This is a genomic window from Deltaproteobacteria bacterium CG11_big_fil_rev_8_21_14_0_20_42_23 (assembly GCA_002796345.1).
Classification (GTDB): domain Bacteria; phylum UBA10199; class UBA10199; order 2-02-FULL-44-16; family 2-02-FULL-44-16; genus 1-14-0-20-42-23.
On the sequence record PCXC01000017.1, the window covers coordinates 17,493 to 31,050 of the forward strand.

Genomic DNA, 13,558 nt, shown 5'->3' on the forward strand with positions numbered 1-13,558 from the left:
AGGAGATCACTGTCATCCTCTGGCTTGACCAGGGGATCCATTGTCCTATTGAACTATTGAACTATTACCAACATCACTTCTTCCGCTCTTTTTTCGCAAACGTTTTCTGCATTGCTTGAACGGTGGAGAGATAACGTTGGTAGCTTGTGTATTGTGAATCGAGGCAGGTGAGATAACGCGTAAGTTCAGCAGTGTGGCGGCTTACATTTCCATCGGCATCTTTTGCCCAGTGTGGGCAAAAATTGTATGCTTTTTTCTCAAGCATATTACCAACTTTTTCACTCTCGCCGCCAGCAATCACTTGTCGCAGCTGCTTTTCCTGAACTTCCACTTTTGTTTTTAACGCCGAAAGCAAAACTTCAACTTTTTCTATTTTCTGTTTGAGGCAAAAAGGACGATACTGCGCATCATCTTGATTGTTGTCATGTGTAAACTCGCAACAATAGGGATCTTGCACAGAAGTTTTAAGATTGGCCTGAATTTTTTCGTTTTCGACAAAACAACTTAAGTTGGAAGAAGTCACCGGAGGAAATGTTTTTTTCTCTTCAGCAGCAGAAGCAAAACTTTGTGAAGCAAAAAGAAGTGTGCTCAACATCAGACAGACACAAACACTTTTCCATCGCATTGTTTCCTCCGTTTTTTGATTTCAGTTTATTTGGCTATGATAGCTACCTTTTCATTAACACTTGCATACCTTGCCATAAGAACATCCAAAACAGTAGCACCAACTGTAAGCTGAGTTGCTCTTGTAAGAACTGTGCCCATCATCGCCAAAGCAGCGCGATATGGTTCAGCTGAGAGTGGCGATGGGTGTTGCTCGGCAGCTAAATCAGCCCTTTGTTCTAAGGCAAACAATCTGGCACCTTCAAGCTGCGGAACAAAGAGATTCGGATCTTGCGCCAACATTTGAGGCATCATTCTGTCATACATTTGAAGGGGAAAACCAATGGCTCTGCTAGCAGTAGCAATATCACCAAGGTACCAAAGAAAAACACTCCTTAGAGATTGTACTAAAAATATTTCTGCCAATAATGCTGCTGTCGCTTCTGATGAAGAGGAACTTTCCAATCTAATTCTTAGAGCACTAACCTGTTCATCCATTTTTTCAAAAGCTTTGTTTTTAAAATCGCTGGGAGATCCAATGCCTGTAACATCTGCGAGAGAAAATAAAAGTGCAAAAGCTCGTGCTTGCATAAAAGGATTGGGGTCGGATACATGAACCTTCATTTGCAGCTGATCCCTCATCAAAGTGAACCAGTGCTTTGGTACCACAGCATTTTCTTTTGATAACTTGGGCGCTTTTAATGTGCTTAAAGCTAACACAAAATCAGGACTTATTGGTGCAGCCATGGGTGGAGTTCTAAGGATGAGCCTTCCTGAATTATTAAAATAAAAAGAATTCGTTGAAACAGGGGCGACATCAACCCCTGAAGAAGATCCTAAAAAAAACCTTGAAGTAAAACCAGTAACAGAAGCCATCATCACCATTACTCATCTCCTTAGACCCTTATCCAGAAAGGATTTCGGGGTTTCTAGGCAAGATGACTTGAGATAGCAAGGAGAAAAAACCAGAACGTACCTGACACTTTTTGGTAAACAGCAAGAATCTCTCTTTCCAAAAACTGAAGAAGAATTTATGAAGGTAAACTATGCAAATAGAACGCATTGTAAAATCGTTTGCCCATTTTAACTTTCGCCTTGTTTTCAGCGGTTCGATTATTTCTCTCCTTGGTGTCTGGATTCAAGCCACAGCGCTTTCTTGGCTTGTGTGGCGCATCACTGGCTCCAACACCTGGCTCGGGGCCATGTTCCTTGCTCAACAGCTTCCCATGCTTTTCTTAGGCTTGTTGGGTGGCACCATGGCAGATCGCTTCAACCGCTTACGGCTTTTGAAATGTGCACAAGTCTTGGGATTTCTTCAAGCTATGCTTCTTGTTTTTCTTTTGCTGCTGGGCACTCCGCAATTGTGGCACATTCTGGCCCTCACCTTTGTGCTGGGTATTGTGTTTGCGCTGGAGTTTCCTCTTCGCAACACCTTCATCATGGACACCGTGGGCAGAGAAGATTTGCTCAATGCCGTTTCGCTCAACTCGGCTGCAGTTCACATCTGCAGAACCGTGGGGCCTGTGCTTGCTGGTTTTTTGCTGGCTTGGGGCGGCGAGATGCCGTGTTTTCTGTTGAATGCAATCAGCTTTCTCATGTTTTATTTTTTCCTCTCGCTGATTCGACAAGAAGAACTTTTTCCTTCAAAGATTTCAAACAATTCGTTTTGGGAAGCTCTTCGAGAAGGATTATCTTTTGCGTGGAACAACAAGCATGCTCGAGAATCTTTGCTCTTGCTTGCCGTCACGGCAAGTGCCGGCTGTTTATTCGTAGCGCTCAATCCTAGCCTTGCGGAAAAAACTTTTTTTGGCGGAGCAAAGGAACTTGGATTTCTGAATGGCGCCGCTGGCCTAGGCGCCTTAATAGGCTCCGCTTTCCTCGCGGCACGTTCACACCATACAAAACTGTTAAAGCTTTCTTCTTTTTCGCTCATTGCAACTTCATTTTTTTTGATTCTTTTTTCTCAAAGCTATCAGCTAAAATTTGGAATGCTGTTTTTAGCAGCGGCCAATACTTTTATTACCATTATTTTTTCTGGTTTGATTACACTCCTTCAACACATTGCACCTGAAGAACTTCGCGGACGCATCATCAGTATTTTTATGAGTTTATTTATGGGCTTTATGGCATTGGGTGGACTCTTGGGAGGAGTGCTTGCAGACTACATTTCCACGCCACAAACTATTTTGTTGGGCGCACTTTTCTGCGGGGTATCTGGAATTTTCTTCCTCATTCAACATCAAACTGAAGTGGTGTAATGAAAAATAAAAAGCCGCAATGTTTTTCAACACTGCGGCTTTAGATTGTAAAAGGAGAAACTTCTAGAATGCTGCGTGGAGATTAAGCGTTGCTTCATGTTGATTGTTGTTTTTTCCACCCACGATATCGTTGTAAATTTCAGCCCAAGTGTAAGCAAGTTGAAGCTTTAAGTTGTTATCATGAATATACCAGTTAACGCCTCCGCCAAACTGCACAGAATCGTTATCTGCGCCTTCGCGGAAAATTTGACCCGCTTGACCAGCCACTTCAAATTTTTTCGGAATGATGTAATATCCTGCAGCACCGTAATATCCGCTGTCAATCAAGCTTGCATCGCGAAGCTCAGCGGGAAGACTTCCAAAACTTGTAAACTTCGTGCGACGGTAATAGGCTTCACCTTGAAGTGACAAGCCTGCATAGCGATATCCCACACCACCTGAACCCGTCATGATATTTTTGATCACTGGAGCAACACCAGTGGTCACGCCATTCACATCATCAAATGCAGATTTGAAAGCGGTATCAGATCTTTTTCCTTGAAACATTCCACCAAAAGACACGGTAAGCTGAGGTTTTTTGCTGCAAGCAAAATCTGTCAACGATCCACCAACGGCATCAAGGATGTTCATTCCAACGCGAGCACCAAAGGACATGCGGCGATTTCCGTTCAAAGTGTAATTACTTTCAGCCGCATTCACCACTGAAGCAGAGTAGAAAAATTTGCTTATATCTCCCGAAAAGTTCACTCCAAGACCATCGGGAACACCAAAGCTAGATCTAGCAGCTGTAAGCGCGGTAGAGGAATCATTTTGCGTATGGGTAATTGCTGGTTCTGGCAAAAGGTACGCCGAAGAAGATGTTTCATTCATAAGATCAAGCGGAAGACCAACCATACCAGCGGTTACCGCAAATTTTGGATCGAACGCATAGGTTCCGGTGACTGCTGTAACATTAAGCCCTGCAAAGTCAGCTGAATTGGTGGCGTGACGAAGCCCAAGCACAAAACTCATTTTGTCGTGAACACTAGCTTTAAATCTCAACTCAGCTCTGCGAATACGGAAGCTCAGCTGTTTTGTGCCTGTATCATTTTTTTTGTAAAAAAAGCGCTGTTGCAAACGTCCGTAGGTTTTGAGTTTGAAGGTTTCTTCCTCATTCTTGAACATGAAACCATCTTTGTAGCTCATGCTTCCGTCAGCAAAACTGCTTAAAGGCAGTAATGAAAGTATCCCCACTAAGGCAATGATTTTGCCAAGCTGTTTCATGCTTTGCTCCTTCCGCTCATTTTTGAACTCTAAAAAAACTTTGGACCCTAAGCTCTTCATATATTTGCAGATTTTTTTCAAGGGAAAAGTGGAAAATATGGCTGTTTAAGGCAATTAAACTTGTGCTTTGAAGCATGACAATGGCAAAACCGCTTAAAATGGGCGTTTCCAGAGCTTTTACCTAAGCACCAATCACCTGTTTTTCCAGTTCATTGATTTGGTCTCTACATTTTGCGGCGGCTTCAAAATCTAATTTTTTGGCATGCTGAAGCATTTCTTTTTTCAGCTTTTTAATTTCTTTTTCAGCTTCTTCCACACTGAAGAGTTGCTGAACCTGAGAAAGCGTGGGTTGCAGCGGCACATCTTCGTAAAGAGCATGCAAGGCATCGCTGATTTTTTTGCGAATGGTTTCTGGAGTGATGCCATGTTTTTTGTTGTACGCTATTTGCTTTTCACGACGGCGATCGGTTTCATCCATGGCTTCTTTCATCGATTTTGTAATTCTGTCGGCATACATCACTACTCTTCCATCCACATTTCGTGCAGCTCTTCCAAAGGTTTGAATAAGCGAACGCGTTGAACGAAGAAATCCTTCTTTGTCGGCATCTAAAATTGCAACCAGCGCAACTTCAGGCAGATCAAGTCCTTCCCGAAGGAGGTTGATGCCAATCAACACATCAAATTCGCCAAGTCGAAGAGAACGCAAAATTTCAGTGCGCTCTAACGAATCAATATCAGAGTGAAGATAACGAACACGAATACCAGCTTCTGAAAAATAATCTGTTAGTTCTTCGGCAAGACGTTTGGTGAGTGTTGTGACAAACACACGATTTCCTGCGGCAATTACTTTATTCATTTCTTGAAGCAAGTTTTCAATTTGCCCTTTTGTTTTTCGCACTTCGATCATGGGATCAAGCAGACCGGTTGGACGAATCACTTGCTCAACAATTTCTCCTTCGCCAACGATGAACTCGTAATTTCCTGGCGTTGCAGAAACATAAATAGTTTGCCCAACTAATTTTTTAAACTCTTCAAACTTCAGCGGCCGATTGTCCAATGCACTTGGCAAACGGAAACCATGTTCCACCAACGTCATCTTGCGCGCGCGGTCGCCGTTGTACATGCCCCCAATTTGCGGAATGGTAATGTGGCTTTCATCCACAACAAGTAAAAAATCTTTTGGGAAATATTCCACCAGCGTAGGAGGCGCATCACCAGGGTTTCTGCCGGTGAGGTAACGCGAATAATTTTCGATGCCTTTGCAATATCCCATCTCTTGCATCATTTCTAAATCATAAAGTGTTCGCTGTTTGATGCGATGTTTTTCGATGGGTTTGTTTAAAACATGCAATTCTTTTTCGCGTTGCTTTAGTTCTTCTTTAATCTGCACCGACGCTTTTTTGATGGCTTCTTCTTCTGTTACAAAATGTGATCCCGGGAAAATAGTGATTTCACTCAACTCGCGAAGCGGCTGCAAGGTAATGGAATCCACTTCAACAATACGCTCAAGTTCATCACCGAAAAATTCGATGCGAATAGCTTTGGCATCTTCGTACGCTGGAAAAATTTCTACACTTTCACCGCGCACACGAAAAGTTCCGCGATGGAAATCGTAATCGTTGCGTTCATATTGAATTTCGATGAGACGCGTAAGCAAATCATCGCGGTCTAAGGTTTCACCGCGCTTGGTGTGAATCATCATGCCGCGGTAAGCATCCGGCGAACCCAAACCGTAGATGCACGAAACGGAAGCCACAATAATCACATCGCGGCGTGTGAGCAGCGAGTGCGTTGCCGAGTGGCGCAGCTTATCAATACGTTCGTTGATGGAGGAATCTTTTTCGATGAACACATCTTGCGCCGGCAAATAGGCTTCGGGCTGGTAGTAGTCGTAGTAACTCACGAAATATTCCACGGCATTTTCGGGGAAAAGTTCTTTGAACTCGCCGTACAACTGAGCCGCCAAGGTTTTGTTGGGCGCTATCACCAACGTGGGCCGCTCTACATTTTTGATGACGTGGGCAATGGAAAAAGTTTTTCCGGTTCCCGTTGCCCCCAGCAAGACCTGGTGCTCTTTCCCGGCTTTGAGGCCTTCGGTGAGCTGTTTAATCGCCGTGGGCTGATCGCCTTTGGGTTCAAAATCGGTGTGAAGGGTGAAAAGTGGCATAAGAAATGGCTTGTTACTGCCGAAATGCCTCAAAAACAAGCTTTTTTCCACTTCTGACGGCAAATGAAACTTATCCACATGTCGTCTCTTTTTGGGGATAAGGCTGTGGATAAGTAAAAAGGGCACAGAGCTGAAAGAAGCAACTTTTTCCAAATTCAGCCGATAATAGCTTTACAGGGAGAAAATACACTATGAGCCTACTTTTATCACCCAGGGTCTTAAACCTTGCCACTCTTCGTCTAGAAAATGGAATGCTTACTCCACACTTTCCTGTAGCGACTTCAAATGGAGTAAAAGCTGTTCCCATCACAAGATCACATTTTTCAGCAGTGAGAAGCAGCGTTTTGGGCATGGACAGAGGGCTTATGTCACTCGCAAAAAATGGCGAGGAAATAATTCACCAACGCCTTGCTGATCGTTCAGCAGCAAAAAGCATGAGCCCATGGTACATAGATGAAGCTTCTCTTGCCGATCCTGATGGTTTCATGGAAATGGGATCTATCGTGCACTTGGCACAAAAAAGAAGCGAGGATGTATATCTTGGCACAACCATATCTTATAAACATATGGATGGCTTTGGCCTTTGGATTTCTGTTGGCGTGCGTCATGATCCTGCTGGAATTCATCTTCTTCACACAACATTTATTCCTGAAGATTTTGACAATACGCTTCACAATCCATTTCCAAGCACTCAAGAATTGAAGCTTCAAATACGAAAAGATCATCTTCTAGAATTTATACTAAAAAAATATCCTGAGGTGGCACAAAATATAAATATTGCAGACATATTAAGGCTCAATTTCCATCACGTTCTAAAACTGGCAAGAAAATTTTTGCTGCATCCTTTTTCTTTTAACGAGGTACGAAGAGTAATCCTTCGGGAAAGAGCCCCCAGCGGATTATTGATGCTTGCCCTTGCGAGCATCTTCCTTGAAGCTGAAAAGAGCAAAGTACCTTCTTATTTACGTGAATTGTTTATCCAAGACCAACATAATTCAAATACACTGAATGCAAATGATGATAATAAATATGAGTTTGATCCCGCACTTCTCGATCCACACCACTTTGATTCCGAGACTGTTTTTCTTGCATCTGCAGCAACTTATCTCAAGCCAACAACAGACATGATATTAGGTGATGGTCCACCTGCTGAGAAATATGTCTTAAGCATGGGTAATAGTGATGACGGCGCTGCGCTTAAAATTGTACAACACTCACCGCTTGAAAGGGGAGATGAAGATGAAGAATTGTATAACATCAACCCTGCTTTCGTCGAACTTGCAGCAATGGCTTTAGGGTTGGCGGGATAAGTTATTTTTTCAAAAAAGACGCAACTTTTTTTGTGAATGCCGATAAGTGTGTGAAACAAGGCTTTAGCCTTTAAAGAAAGAAAATCTTTATGTCCGGATTTACTATAAAATTAATAGGATTACCAACAAGTGCAGTGCCCCTCACTTTTCAGTCTATTCAGGGAGGAACATTTGCTCCTCGTGAGCGATCGGTTTCGGTTCATGGCTTCCAAATGGCCAGAACACCACTTACCAATGCGCAGTACAAAGGTATTCTTTCTACTACTACTGCAGGTGACCGCTATATCACACTTAAACGCGACCCTCAAAGTGGAGTTACAGATATTCAAATGGTTGCAAGCTCTCCTGAAGACAAAGAGGAAGAGATATTTGGGCTGAATGCGCATGATTCTTCGAGTGATTCTCTATGGAATAGACTGAACAACGGTGAAGCTCTTGTTTCTCCCGATCAAACCCTTATTTTGCTCAAAATGCTTACAGATCCTTCTGCTCGATTTAATCGAGACGCAACAAGACGTACAGTTTCTTCAGTTTTGGACGGTGCAGCACGAACCTTCAACCGTCCAAACCAGCCAGTTGTTGGCCTTACTTACTGGCACAGTGTTGCCGTTGCGTGCTTACTCAACTCAGAACTACAAGGACAAAGAGCAGTGCTTCCAACACATGACCAATTTTTCTTCGTTGCAAGCAACGGTTTGAAAAGAACTTATGGCACTTCTAAAGGAACGCTTGTAGAAGAGAAAAAAGAAGAGGCTCCGCGCCTACTTGCTCATATAAAACATGATGCTTTTAAACCTACAGAAACAGCTGATGTAAACGATCCTCGCTACGAGCAAACCTTGTTTCCTTTTGCTCAAACGTGCGGGAACGTATGCCGTTGGATGGCTGAAGATACAAATTGGAGAATAAATAACCCAGCACAAGGAGCGTTTAGCGTACGTGGCGGAGCATGGAACCACGAGGCTGCAGATGCGATGGCAGTTTCTTCCCTTGTTTATGATGGTGATTATGATCCACTTACGGGAACAGTTGGATTTAACAACTACACAGGCCTTCAATTGGTATTGGAGAGCATTGAAGACTGGAGCGTTTTGGATAAATAAGCAATAAGACTAAAATGATACAAAAACAAAAGGTGAAGCCCTAAACGCTTCACCTTTTTTTTAGTTTCTGCTTCAGGTATTCAACATCAGCGCGATCTTGTTCACGATTTACAGTTTTTTTATTTTTCAGCAAATCATCAAAGCTAATATAGAAAATGTTTTCGGTTCCATACCTACTTTCAACTTTAGATTTCCAAGCATGCTCAAAATTAAGACCGTCAACTTTATTGAGAAGATCAATACGATTTGGAGCTTGTCCCAATTGCACTACTTGACCAAGTTGAGAAAGTTCAGCCACATTCAGTTCATCAAAATCAAAACCAAATTCCTTCAACGCCGACAATAGGGATTCTATATTCTTTTTTTCAGCTTGATAATAGATATCAATGTCACCCGTAAAACGTGGGTACCCATGAAAAACGACGGCATATCCACCCACAACAAGATAGTGAACGTTATGCTTGTTTAACAATGCGAAAAACTCTTCGAAATCCTTGCTGTGTTCCATAGTGTAATTCCTGATATTGTTTTCGGAGTTGTTCCAAAAGTTCGATGCGCTCTTCCGGAGTAAGCTTGAAGGAATTTTCACGGTTTGCTTTTTCAGCATCTTGAAAATTTTTAAAAATGGCAAACTTCTTTTCCATATCGCGCGAGTGTAATCTTATCTTTTCTGTGAATCAAGAAGGATTTAATCCCTTTACTTTACCTTCCACTCCACTTTTCCGCCGGGAAGGTCTTTCAGTTCCACGCCCAGAGAAAGCAACTCGTCTCTTATTTTATCAGAGGCGGCAAAGTCTTTGTTATTACGAGCTTGCTGACGATGCGAAATAAGCTCTTCAATTTTTTTCACATCTACACTTTCATGAACACGACGGCTGGCTTCTTCGAAATACTGTTTCGGATTGCTGCCAAAAACGCCCAGCACTTTACTCAAAATGTTTTGCATTTCATCAACGCCAGTTTTGAGCCAAGCGTTCACACCCTGCGCTTCGTCTAGAAAACGGTTGATCATTCTCACCAACTCAAACACTTTTCCAATCACAATGGCGGTGTTGAAGTCATCGTTCATGGCTTCTGCAAAATCTTTTCGAAAATCTGTAAGCTTTGATTGTAACTCAGCTTCAACCGACGAACTTGCACTTGCTTCAGGTGCAAGATAAACGCGAGCAAGTGTCTCGTAATAGCGATCGAGTGCGGCTTTGCTGTCACCAATGTTTTGAGCTGTATAATCAAGCGGAGAACGATAATGATTTGAAAACACAAAAAGCCGAATGACTTCTGGATCATATTTTTCTACGAGTTGAGAAATATTTTCTACATTGCCCAAACTCTTGCTCATCTTTTCACCGTTCATGGTGATCATGCCATTGTGCAACCAATAGTTGGCAAAGGGTTTGCCGCTTGCGCCTTCACTTTGCGCAATTTCATTCTCGTGATGGGGAAAAGAAATGTCGCGGCCGCCACCGTGAATATCAAAAGTTTCTCCCAAATACTTGCAACTCATCGCTGAACATTCAATGTGCCAACCTGGACGCCCATCACCCCAAGGTGAGGCCCAGCTTGGTTCTCCGGGCTTTGCTGGTTTCCACAATACAAAATCGAGTGGATCTTTTTTGGCTTCGTCTACTTCGATACGCGCACCCACTTCGAGGTCTTCAATTTTTTTTCCAGAAAGTTTTCCATACTCAGGAAAAGCTCTCACTGAAAAGAAAACGCTGCCATCCACAGCATACGCCACATTGCGGCTGATGAGTTTTTGAATCATCGCAATCATTTCTGCAATGTGTTCTGTAGCTTTTGGAAGTTCAGTTGGAGCTTCAATGCCAAGTGAAGCCATGTCTTTTTTGTATTCCGCAATATAGCGTTCTGAAATCTCTTCGCTTGAAACATGTTCGGAGTTTGCGCGCTTGATAATTTTGTCATCCACATCAGTGAAGTTAGTCACATACTTCACGTCGAAACCAGTGAATCGTAAGTAGCGTGAAATCATATCAAACGTAAGTGCTGCTCGCGCGTGACCCAAATGACAAGAATCATAAACCGTCACCCCGCAAACATACATTCCTACTTTGTTTGCCGCCAGTGGTGTGAACACTTCTTTTTTTCGTGTGAGGGTGTTGTAGAGTTTAAGGGTCATAATTATTTTTTCTCCACCAACACTACAACCGTTGCTTCTATGGCTTCACCTCGGCCAACGGCATCGCATTTTTCGTTGGTGCCGGCTTTTACACTTACTTGATCAAGTTCGAGGTTTAACAAACCTGCAATATTTTTTCGCATTGCAACTAAATGTTCTTTCAACTTTGGCGCTTCTGCAAACACCATGGCATCTATATTTGCAAGCTTGTAGCCTTTTTGTTGCACCAACTTGTAGGCGTGTTGCACAAAGTGTTTGCTGTTTTTATTTTTCCATTGCGGATCATCATTTGGAAAATGTCCGCCAATATCACCAAGCGCTAATGCGCCCAGCAAAGCATCTACCAAAGCGTGATACAAGACATCGCCATCAGAGTGAGCCACAAAGCCTTTTTCAAACGCAAGCTCAACACCACCGATAATGAGTTTTTTTCCTGCTGCAAGTTGATGGATATCATGTCCAAAACCGATTCTCATATCGTTTCCTTTTTTATTTCTGAGAAAAATACTCCACATACAACTCTGCAATGTCCAAATCTTCTGGTGTTGTAATTTTGATATTGAAGTCATTGCCCTCAAATAAGCTTACCACGTGGCCTAGCCGTTCCACCAGCATGGCATCGTCTGTTCCATAAACATTGTTGGCGTACGCATCTTCAAATGCTTTTTTTAACAGTGAAAGCTGAAACACTTGCGGTGTTTGTGCTCGCCATAACGAAGCTCGATCAACGGTAGCCGCAATTTGATTTTCAGCATTCGCTTTTTTCAGGGTATCTTTCACACGAGCCGCAAAAACAACAGCGCCCGTTTTTTCGGCTACGGAAAAAAGCTCTTCTACTTGCTTTGGTTTTACGAATGGCCTCACTGCATCATGGATACAAACGAAATTGCATGATGAATGAAGCGCTTTGATGCCTTCGTAAACTGAGTCCTGACGCTGTTTTCCGCCTGTGATCACTTTCCACGTTTTGGGGAAATTGAAATATTCTACAATATCTTTTTGCACTTGCGTTTGCATTTCAGCTTCTACTGCAAGCACAAGATGTTCATATGCACGAAAAATTTCCAAGGTGTAACAAAGCAAAGGCTTGCCGCGCAAAAGCAAATATTGCTTTGGCTTGTTCGCTTCCATTCGCTTTCCAATTCCAGCAGCGGGAATAATAATGGCTCGTGACATAGGCTGACTCAATTAAGAACTAAAGCCCTCGAACTCAAGGGGAAATCATACTAAACCGAAGCGCTTGTGAGTGATAAGAGTGTGTTTGGAAACACTCCGCAGACCAACAAGGCAAAAAGGCAAATGGCCAACACCACCAGCACAAAGGGATGAATAGGCACTTTGTCGGCTTCGCTGTCTTTGGCTTCATGGAAGTACATCACCACAATGGGGCGCAAATAATAGTATGCAGACATGGCAGAATTCAGCAAAGCCACTACGACAAGCCATACAAAACCAGCTGAAAGCGCTTCGCTAAAGAGATAGTATTTTGCAAAGAAGCCAAGTGTTGGAGGAAAACCGGCAAGGGAAAGGAAAAAGATTACTGCCACCGCAGCAAGAGCTGGTCGCTTTCTGGCAAAGCCTGCAAGATGATAGATATCAGCAGATTCACTTTTGCCTTGAGCAATACACACCACCGCAAAAGCACCGGCCGTCATAAAAATATAAGAAATAAGATAGAATAAAAGCGCCGGCGCAATCTGCGCATAATGCGTGCCGAGAAGAGGAAACGCGACCAACAGGTAGCCCACATGCGCGATGGAAGAATACGCAAGCAAGCGTTTGAGATTGTCTTGTGCAATGGCGCCAAGGTTTCCCACAAACATTGTTGCTACTGCGATAATCCATATTGCTTGCACGTAAAGGCTTCCAGCCTGCACCAACACTGTACTTGCCACGCGGATGAACGCAAAAAAAGCCGCCACTTTTACCGCCATGGCCATAAACGCCGTAACAGGAGTGGGCGAGCCTTCATACACATCCGGCGCCCAAAAGTGAAACGGAACTGCAGAAACTTTGAAGCCAAAACCAATCAAGAGCAAGCCAATGCCCAGCAAAAAGTAGAGTCTATGTCCACCCAACAAAATGGGCTGAGCCATATGCGACAAGGTTTGCAGGTCGAGCGTTCCAGCGCTGCCGTAAAGAAAAGCAATGCCCATCACCATAAACGCCGAGGCAAATGCGCCGTTGATAAAATATTTCAGAGCCGCTTCGTTGCTTTCCACCCGAATGCGAAAATATCCTGCAAGCACGTACACCGCAATGGACATGGTTTCTAGGCCAACAAAGAACGTGATGAGATCGGAAGCTGCAATCATGGCTCCCATGCCAATAACCGACATCAGCAAAAGGGCGAAGTATTCGCAGCGAATCATTTTGCGTTCAGCCAAATAGGAATAGGAAAGCAAAAGTGAAAAAAGCAGCGCCAACAGTGTCGCCATCCATCCCAAAAAACTAAAGCGGTCGAAGGAAAGCATGTACATCACTGAGCTTCCGCCTTGCAGCCACAATTTCCATGAAAGGAAAAAAGCAATCGCCATTCCAACAAGGCTCACCAAAAAAGAAAGCAAGCCTTTCTTTTCTTTGATGCTCGCACCCAACAAAAGAATGAAACTTGTTGCCACAAACAACACAAGCTGTGGAAGCGTTTTTACCAGAAGATCAAGATATGAACCTTCAGCTCCAGTTGCCATCATCATAAAAACCCCATGCTACGTAAT

At 43.3% G+C, this 13,558-nt stretch carries 13 protein-coding genes; 3 read left to right on the top strand and 10 right to left on the bottom strand.

The window, feature by feature from the left end; genetic code table 11:
* Positions 1 to 73: 73 nt before the first annotated feature.
* Positions 74 to 595, bottom strand: a complete 522-nt coding sequence (locus COV43_02150) for a hypothetical protein (GenBank protein ID PIR26296.1) — start codon at positions 593 to 595, stop codon at positions 74 to 76.
* 56 nt (positions 596 to 651) lie between these two features.
* A complete protein-coding gene (locus tag COV43_02155; GenBank protein ID PIR26297.1) occupies positions 652 to 1,488 on the bottom strand; it encodes a hypothetical protein in 837 nt (278 codons plus the stop codon).
* Positions 1,489 to 1,649: 161 nt separating this feature from the next.
* Here COV43_02155 and COV43_02160 point away from each other — a divergent pair, with 161 nt between their 5' ends.
* Positions 1,650 to 2,861: a hypothetical protein gene (locus COV43_02160; GenBank protein PIR26298.1), complete on the top strand. Its 1,212-nt coding sequence runs from the start codon at positions 1,650 to 1,652 to the stop codon at positions 2,859 to 2,861.
* A 63-nt stretch (positions 2,862 to 2,924) separates the two neighbouring features.
* Here the strand turns inward: COV43_02160 and COV43_02165 are convergent, their stop codons facing one another.
* Both COV43_02165 and COV43_02170 read right to left on the bottom strand, forming a co-directional pair.
* A complete protein-coding gene (locus COV43_02165) occupies positions 2,925 to 4,184 on the bottom strand; it encodes a hypothetical protein (GenBank protein PIR26299.1) in 1,260 nt (419 codons plus the stop codon).
* 121 nt (positions 4,185 to 4,305) lie between these two features.
* A complete protein-coding gene (locus tag COV43_02170; protein ID PIR26323.1) occupies positions 4,306 to 6,291 on the bottom strand; it encodes an excinuclease ABC subunit B in 1,986 nt (661 codons plus the stop codon).
* A gap of 191 nt (positions 6,292 to 6,482) precedes the next feature.
* On the opposite strand from COV43_02170, the gene COV43_02175 reads away from it, so the two are divergent.
* Together COV43_02175 and COV43_02180 are read left to right on the top strand one after the other, a co-directional pair.
* Positions 6,483 to 7,601 (top strand): hypothetical protein, encoded by a 1,119-nt coding sequence (locus COV43_02175; protein PIR26300.1) that lies wholly within the window; start codon positions 6,483 to 6,485, stop codon positions 7,599 to 7,601.
* Positions 7,602 to 7,690: 89 nt separating this feature from the next.
* Positions 7,691 to 8,704 (top strand): hypothetical protein, encoded by a 1,014-nt coding sequence (locus tag COV43_02180; GenBank protein ID PIR26301.1) that lies wholly within the window; start codon positions 7,691 to 7,693, stop codon positions 8,702 to 8,704.
* Between the two features lie 49 nt (positions 8,705 to 8,753).
* On the opposite strand, the gene COV43_02185 is transcribed toward COV43_02180, so the two are convergent.
* The 6 genes from COV43_02185 to COV43_02210 are packed head-to-tail and all read right to left on the bottom strand — an operon-like array spanning position 8,754 to position 13,537.
* Complete coding sequence (locus tag COV43_02185; GenBank protein ID PIR26302.1) at positions 8,754 to 9,176, bottom strand: hypothetical protein; 423 nt, start codon at positions 9,174 to 9,176, stop codon at positions 8,754 to 8,756.
* Positions 9,160 to 9,348 (bottom strand): hypothetical protein, encoded by a 189-nt coding sequence (locus tag COV43_02190; GenBank protein ID PIR26303.1) that lies wholly within the window; start codon positions 9,346 to 9,348, stop codon positions 9,160 to 9,162. The genes COV43_02185 and COV43_02190 overlap by 17 nt, the downstream gene beginning before the upstream one ends.
* A gap of 53 nt (positions 9,349 to 9,401) precedes the next feature.
* On the bottom strand, positions 9,402 to 10,841 hold the full coding sequence (locus COV43_02195; protein PIR26304.1) for a cysteine--tRNA ligase: 1,440 nt from the start codon (positions 10,839 to 10,841) through the stop codon (positions 9,402 to 9,404).
* Positions 10,842 to 10,843: 2 nt separating this feature from the next.
* A complete protein-coding gene (locus COV43_02200) occupies positions 10,844 to 11,317 on the bottom strand; it encodes a 2-C-methyl-D-erythritol 2,4-cyclodiphosphate synthase (GenBank protein PIR26324.1) in 474 nt (157 codons plus the stop codon).
* Between the two features lie 13 nt (positions 11,318 to 11,330).
* Complete coding sequence (ispD, locus tag COV43_02205) at positions 11,331 to 12,017, bottom strand: 2-C-methyl-D-erythritol 4-phosphate cytidylyltransferase (protein ID PIR26305.1); 687 nt, start codon at positions 12,015 to 12,017, stop codon at positions 11,331 to 11,333.
* A 50-nt stretch (positions 12,018 to 12,067) separates the two neighbouring features.
* Positions 12,068 to 13,537, bottom strand: a complete 1,470-nt coding sequence (locus tag COV43_02210; GenBank protein ID PIR26306.1) for an NADH-quinone oxidoreductase subunit N — start codon at positions 13,535 to 13,537, stop codon at positions 12,068 to 12,070.
* Positions 13,538 to 13,558 lie beyond the last annotated feature (21 nt).

What these genes read in the sequence shown, in the direction of transcription:
- COV43_02150 (PIR26296.1), bottom strand. Translation starts at nt 595, where the DNA reads ATGTTGAGCACACTTCTTTTTGCTTCACAAAGTTTTGCTTCTGCTGCT.
- COV43_02155 (PIR26297.1), bottom strand. Translation starts at nt 1,488, where the DNA reads ATGGTGATGATGGCTTCTGTTACTGGTTTTACTTCAAGGTTTTTTTTA.
- COV43_02160 (PIR26298.1), top strand. Translation starts at nt 1,650, where the DNA reads ATGCAAATAGAACGCATTGTAAAATCGTTTGCCCATTTTAACTTTCGC.
- COV43_02165 (PIR26299.1), bottom strand. Translation starts at nt 4,184, where the DNA reads ATGAAGAGCTTAGGGTCCAAAGTTTTTTTAGAGTTCAAAAATGAGCGG.
- COV43_02170 (PIR26323.1), bottom strand. Translation starts at nt 6,291, where the DNA reads ATGCCACTTTTCACCCTTCACACCGATTTTGAACCCAAAGGCGATCAG.
- COV43_02175 (PIR26300.1), top strand. Translation starts at nt 6,483, where the DNA reads ATGAGCCTACTTTTATCACCCAGGGTCTTAAACCTTGCCACTCTTCGT.
- COV43_02180 (PIR26301.1), top strand. Translation starts at nt 7,691, where the DNA reads ATGTCCGGATTTACTATAAAATTAATAGGATTACCAACAAGTGCAGTG.
- COV43_02190 (PIR26303.1), bottom strand. Translation starts at nt 9,348, where the DNA reads ATGGAAAAGAAGTTTGCCATTTTTAAAAATTTTCAAGATGCTGAAAAA.
- COV43_02195 (PIR26304.1), bottom strand. Translation starts at nt 10,841, where the DNA reads ATGACCCTTAAACTCTACAACACCCTCACACGAAAAAAAGAAGTGTTC.
- COV43_02200 (PIR26324.1), bottom strand. Translation starts at nt 11,317, where the DNA reads ATGAGAATCGGTTTTGGACATGATATCCATCAACTTGCAGCAGGAAAA.
- ispD (PIR26305.1), bottom strand. Translation starts at nt 12,017, where the DNA reads ATGTCACGAGCCATTATTATTCCCGCTGCTGGAATTGGAAAGCGAATG.
- COV43_02210 (PIR26306.1), bottom strand. Translation starts at nt 13,537, where the DNA reads ATGATGATGGCAACTGGAGCTGAAGGTTCATATCTTGATCTTCTGGTA.